The organism is Robinsoniella sp. (assembly GCF_034124845.1).
The window spans coordinates 7,716-11,787 of sequence record NZ_JAWYAJ010000101.1 but is presented as its reverse complement, the minus strand read 5'-3'; the positions used below and the strand labels follow the sequence as shown (position 1 = coordinate 11,787).

At 41.9% G+C, this 4,072-nt stretch carries 4 protein-coding genes; 1 reads left to right on the top strand and 3 read right to left on the bottom strand.

The annotated features are described in order from the left end of the window. The 3 genes from ACH2DQ_RS05005 to ACH2DQ_RS04995 form a co-directional block, all read right to left on the bottom strand. Window positions 1–340: ATP-binding cassette domain-containing protein (locus ACH2DQ_RS05005; protein ID WP_395025807.1), on the bottom strand; the 340-nt coding region annotated here is incomplete at its 3' end. A 3-nt stretch (window positions 341–343) separates the two neighbouring features. Further along, window positions 344–2,662 carry an FtsX-like permease family protein gene (locus tag ACH2DQ_RS05000; protein ID WP_394914497.1) on the bottom strand — a complete coding sequence of 773 codons (2,319 nt, stop codon included), beginning with the start codon at window positions 2,660–2,662 and terminating at the stop codon, window positions 344–346. Further along, complete coding sequence (locus ACH2DQ_RS04995; protein WP_394914496.1) at window positions 2,655–3,341, bottom strand: TetR/AcrR family transcriptional regulator; 687 nt, start codon at window positions 3,339–3,341, stop codon at window positions 2,655–2,657. Before ACH2DQ_RS04995 ends, ACH2DQ_RS05000 begins: the two co-directional genes overlap by 8 nt. A 267-nt stretch (window positions 3,342–3,608) precedes the next feature. On the opposite strand from ACH2DQ_RS04995, the gene ACH2DQ_RS04990 reads away from it, so the two are divergent. Further along, window positions 3,609–4,072 (top strand): LacI family DNA-binding transcriptional regulator (locus tag ACH2DQ_RS04990; RefSeq protein WP_395025804.1); only part of this gene is annotated, 464 nt, incomplete at its 3' end.

The following is a 4,072-nucleotide window of genomic DNA, read 5'->3' as shown; positions in this document are numbered from 1 at the left end:
CGGTCATATGAGGAAATAAATTAAAATTTTGAAATACAAGACCATAATTCTTCTGGATCTCTTTCAGCTTTTCCTTCTTTGCATAGACAGTCGTTCCGTCGCTTCCGTTCCACGCCGCCTTTTCTCCCAGGTAAAACAGTTCTCCTTTATCCATCTGTTCCAGCATTGTGGCACATCGAAGGAGTGTGGACTTTCCGGAACCGGAAGGCCCGATGACAGAAAGAATCTCCCCTTCTTTTACAGACAGAGAAACTCCGCTTAAAACGCTACTTTTTTCCGTTCCGTTTCCGTATGATTTTACAATATTTTCACCTGATATTATATTTTTAGTTTCTTTCATATGCTACTCCTTTATATTGTCGGATATCTTAATTTGTCCTGCTCCTTTTGTCCCGATAATGGTTGCAATCAGTACGGTGCATACCATCATGAGCGGACATAAAAGGTAGGCTGAAAACGGATTGACCACAAACTGAAAAGATGACGCCCCAAAGGAGGAAATGACCATGCCGGCAATCAGCTCGCCAAGGGTATTTGCCAATACAGCACCCAGCACTATACCAATCACCAGAACAAATACCGCCCGTGAGATATACTGTATGATAAGATCGGAATTTTTAAAACCTATTGCTTTCATTACGGCAATTGCATATCTGTCTTTTGCTACCAGCATCTTCATGAACAGTAATGTAATCAAAGCAGTAATCAGCAAAGATGACGCCGTTGCCGCAAAGGATGCTTTTCCTACGGAACTGATTAGACTCCCAAGCGTCTGGTTCACATACTCATTAATCTCTGATACTTTTGCATATGGAAATTTATGTGCATATTCGCCGCCTTTTTCTGCAGCTCCGGAATCATCGGATAGCGTTGCGGAAAACATGCTCCACATTATATCCGGTGACTGGTCCGGAAAAGAGGCTTTTGCGGTCTTACCTCCATTCGTTATGTCCGAATACAGACCACAGACAGTTAACTCTTTTTCTTTTCCTTCTGTCTTTATCGTAACCACGTCCCCAACTGTTTTGCCAAGCTCTTCACTGTTTAAAACTGACAGTGCGATTTCATGATCACCAGCGGGTGCCCTGCCTTTGGAATACCGGACCGGAAATACCGTATGATCCCCCAGTTCTATCTTTATTCGCTCTTCCAGTCCGTTTTCCAGCTTCACCTGAAAGGTTTTCGTTGTGAGAACTACATATTTTTCTATATCCGGATCAGTTTGCAATGTTTCCAGAATATCTGCTGTCTTTTCCGGGATACGATCCGTCTGCTGTAAATCAATACGTAAATCAGATTTCCCGATTCCCATATAAGTAAAGAAATTCTCTCCTGAAATGGTGGTATACAGGTTCTGGGGAACTATTACGATAAATGCCGCAAGAACCAGCACCACCAGCATTGTGCCATAAATTCCTTTTCTTGCCACAACATCCTTCACACCCAGGAACAGATTTGTATCCAATATGCGGTTTTTACTGAGACAAAAATATTTCGTGCGGGAGCCTTTATCCCCGGAAGTTCCAAAACGGATTGCCTGGGCAGGAAATATTTTACGGAAACGTCTCAACACGCCGTTTACATAGACTGTGATGGCTAAAAATACAGCCAGGATTCCAATGATTCCAAAAAACAGGGCTGCAAATTTATTTTCACTTTCTCCCATATACAGACGGATATTTTCAAGCAGCGCCCCTCTGCATAAAAAAGACAGGGCAAAGCCAATTATGGATCCGGTCAATGCAATTATGATATATTTTATAAGATAGATCTTTTTGATTTCAGAAACACGAAGTCCAATAGCTTTCATAACGCCTATCTCCCGATAATCATCTTCCATTTTTGCAAGTAATGTAAAACGTATACACATAAATGCAATTGCCACTGCCAGAACACTTACCAGAAGTATAATACCGATCATCATACCATCAGAAATGGCATTAATCATTTTAAATAAGGGGTAGGTAATCATGGGCCCGTTGGCTTCCATACCGGCATTAGAATATGCCGTTTCAAATGCTGACAGCTGGGACACATCTTTCAACCGAAACTCGATCAGGTACTCACTGGTTCCTGTACCTTTTAATTCCTCATAATCTCTCTCACTTACCAGGAAACGTTTGGAAGACGAAAGGGTGGAATTCATCTGTGAATCCCGAAGAAACCCGGCAACCGTGAATTCCTTGCCGTTAATCACCGCCCTGTCACCAGCTTTTGCCGTTTGATCCTTCCCATAGCAAATAGGAACATAGATCTCTCCATCAGAAGCTTGAATCACTTTACCGTCCAGGTCCAGAAGAAAATCAAATTTTTTACTCTGGACACTTATCCCATTATCCTGTACATTATCCGAAAGGGAATTTTCACCAAATACCATCCGGGACCCCTCTATGCCAAGGAACTCCAGAACTTGATAATCTGCTACGTTTTCATTCTGGGCAGCGAACTCTGAAAGGCGCTCTCTGTTCATTTCACCTGCATGCATCTGCATAAAATGAGGAGTTTCTGCCTGGGTCATCAGTGTATCAATGGCACCGTACAGATTTACTCCCAGCATTGCTGCCAGGGAAACCAGCATTGCTGCCGCGGCAACAAATATTACCGTCATCAGAGTGATTGCCTTACTTTTTAATATATCATTTCGGATAATTCTCTCATTCATACGATGTCCTGCTTTCCGTTTTGTCCAAGGATGGTTTCCCTGTGCTTTCCTTTTCTATACCAAACATCTTCATTACATATATAAGGCTTCCTTCTTTTGCCCCCAGCAGCCTTTCCAGATTAAAGACCAGCGCTTTTACACGTAAAATGCGTTCTTCTCCGGACATTTCAACCATATCACCATCAAATACCATATTGGTGTATGCAAGAATCATTTCCATACATTCATAGGGATAGGGAGTGTGGAACATCCCCTGCTCTATTCCCTGGCTGATAATTCCGGTCAGTATCCCCGGCACCCCATTCAGTACGACTTTCTGTATTTTCTGGTGCATCAGGGCATTCTGCGGTTTGTGGATATGATCTATAATTTCTTTGCCGCTCCCGCTGCCTATATTCAATGCCAGTACAACACGGACCATGCGCTCCTGTACCGGAATGGTTCTGTCATCTGCAATCTCCCTGGCTCTGCTTAAGAGCCGTACATTGTACCGGTCAATCAATGCGTTCATAATATCCTCTTTGGACTTAAAATGGTAGTACAGTGTTCCCCTTGCTATATTAACTTTGTTAAGGATATCATTCGTACTTGTTCCGTCAAATCCCTTTTCACCAAATAGCTCGTCTGCTGCATCTAAAATCTCATTTCTGCGTTCTTCTGCTTCTTTCACAACCCTCATTGATCTACCTCCAATTTATCTATTCACTTATAGACCGACTGTCTGTCGGTATTATAGTAACATACATTGATGGGAATCGTCAAGCAGAAAGATTTATCCGTTACTTGAAATGTGTTGAATCTGGATACTGAGATAAAGAAAAACGTAACATCAAAGCAAAACAAAATTTGCGCAAATTTTATTGACAAGCCTTGCTCACCTATTTTATAATAAAATAAACAGGAATCATGATGCTTATATAAAATTTTAAGAATTGGAGCTACCACTATGGCAACAATAACAGACATCGCTAAAATGGCAGGTGTATCTACCTCTACTGTTTCCCACGTAGTAAATAAGACCCGTTTTGTCAGTCCGGAACTTGTGGAACGGGTGGAAAAAGCAATCCAGGAGCTGGATCATCCGCCTAATTTCGTTATTAAAAAGAACAAATCACTTACGCAGTCTAAAGCGGATACCAAGTACATCCTCTTCCTGAAATCCAATAGGAAGAGTAATTTTCAACAGCAGATAGAGAAGCAGGCAGAAACGCTTCTAAAAAACACGCCGTATACACTGTTATCCTTCGAGTACGCATACGATCCGAACAGACTGGATATTATCAACCGTTACTTAACTAATGCGCCGGAAGCAGCCGGAGCCATTGTCTTTCCGGACGAAGAAGATACCATTCTGGAATCATTTTTAAACCTTGTAAATTTTCCGGTTGTAATTCTGGGCAGAGAACTGGA